The 1831-nt window shown below is 32.7% G+C and carries 1 protein-coding gene; it reads left to right on the plus strand.

The window, feature by feature from the left end; all coding sequences use genetic code 11:
* Positions 1 to 194: 194 nt before the first annotated feature.
* Positions 195 to 1673, plus strand: a complete 1479-nt coding sequence (locus RB298_RS00265; protein ID WP_486045170.1) for an Lsa family ABC-F type ribosomal protection protein — start codon at positions 195 to 197, stop codon at positions 1671 to 1673.
* Positions 1674 to 1831: the final 158 nt, after the last annotated feature.

The raw sequence follows: 1831 nt of genomic DNA on the forward strand, positions 1-1831 counted from the left end.
TTTTTAATGCTTCAACTTAATCTAATGAATAAAGGAGAGAGAGAAATGAGCAATTCAGACACTATTGTGACGCATGTAATACTCTGTATAAGTCGTTAATATCCATCAAACTTATACAGAGTAATTTAGAATAGATGGATGTGCCGACTTTGTATAAAAAGTAAAAAGTGTTGCTATACAAAGGAGGAATTATTATGTCAATGATACAAGTTCAAAATTTAACTTTTTCTTATCCAAGTAGTTTTGACAATATTTTTGAAGATGTAAACTTTCAAATAGATACGGATTGGAAACTTGGATTTATCGGTAGAAATGGACGAGGTAAAACAACATTCTTCAATTTATTATTAGAGAATTATGAGTATAGTGGGGAAATCATTTCCTCTGTAGAATTTAATTATTTCCCTTATCCAGTGTCGGATAAAAACAAGTATACTCATGAAATCTTAGAAGAAATCTGCCCCCAAGTAGAAGATTGGGAATTTCTTCGTGAAATATCCTATTTGAATGTTGATGCGGAGGTCATGTACCGACCATTTAAAACATTATCTAATGGGGAACAAACAAAGGTGTTGCTTGCTGGACTTTTTTTAAATGAGGGTCAATTTCTATTGATTGATGAGCCAACCAATCACCTAGACACTGACGCACGAAAGATAGTCTCTAATTATCTAGGGAAGAAAAAAGGATTTATTTTAATTTCCCATGACAGAATGTTTTTAGATAGATGCGTGGATCATATCTTATCTATCAATAGAACAAACATTGAAGTTCAAAGTGGTAACTATTCTTCGTGGAAATTAAACTTTGATAGACAGCAGGAACACGAAGAGGCAAAAAATCAACGTCTACAAAAAGACATTGGAAGATTAACACAATCCTCAAAGCGTGCAACAGGTTGGTCTAATCAAGTGGAATCTTCCAAAAATGGGACAACAAATTCTGGTTCTAAGTTGGATAAAGGTTTTGTAGGGCATAAAGCAGAAAAGATGATGAAGAGAGCAAAGAACCTTGAAACAAGGCAACAAAAAGCTATTGAAGAAAAGTCCAAGTTGTTGAAAAATGTGGAAAAAAATGAGTCCTTAAAATTAAAACCATTAGAATTTCAATCAAATGAATTGATTAATTTGACTGATATATCTGTTAAATATAATGCCCAAATAGTAAACAAGCCAATTAGCTTTAAAGTTGAACAAGGTGACCGTATTGTACTCGATGGAAAGAATGGAAGTGGCAAAAGTAGTATCCTAAAACTAATTCTAGGAAAACCAATACAGTATACAGGCTCAATGAATGCAGGATCTGGCCTCATTATTTCTTATGTCCAACAAGATACCTCTCACTTGAAAGGACGATTATCGGACTTCATTGAAGAATATGAGATTGATGAAACGTTATTTAAATCTATCCTACGTAAGATGGATTTTGACCGAATTCAATTTGAGAAAGATATATCTCACTATTCTGGTGGACAAAAGAAAAAGCTGCTTATAGCCAAAAGTTTATGTGAAAAAGCTCATTTATATATTTGGGATGAACCACTAAATTTTATTGATATTTATTCGCGTGTGCAGATTGAAGAGCTCATTCAAAGCTTTAGTCCCACAATGATTATCGTTGAGCATGATCAAGCATTCCAACAAACAGTTGCAACGAAAATTATCTCTATGTAAGCAAATATGAAAAATTAAAGCTTTAATTGTAGATTAGATTATTAAACAAACTATAGGGAGCGTTAGTCTAAGAAAAGATTAGCGCTTCTTCTTGATGCTTGGAATACCTATTATGCCAACTACCTTTGTATATCATATACAGCTTAAAAACAGAAAAA

It is taken from the genome of Priestia sp. BR_2 (assembly GCF_041954005.1).
Taxonomy (GTDB): domain Bacteria; phylum Bacillota; class Bacilli; order Paenibacillales; family Paenibacillaceae; genus Paenibacillus_AQ; species Paenibacillus_AQ lautus_A.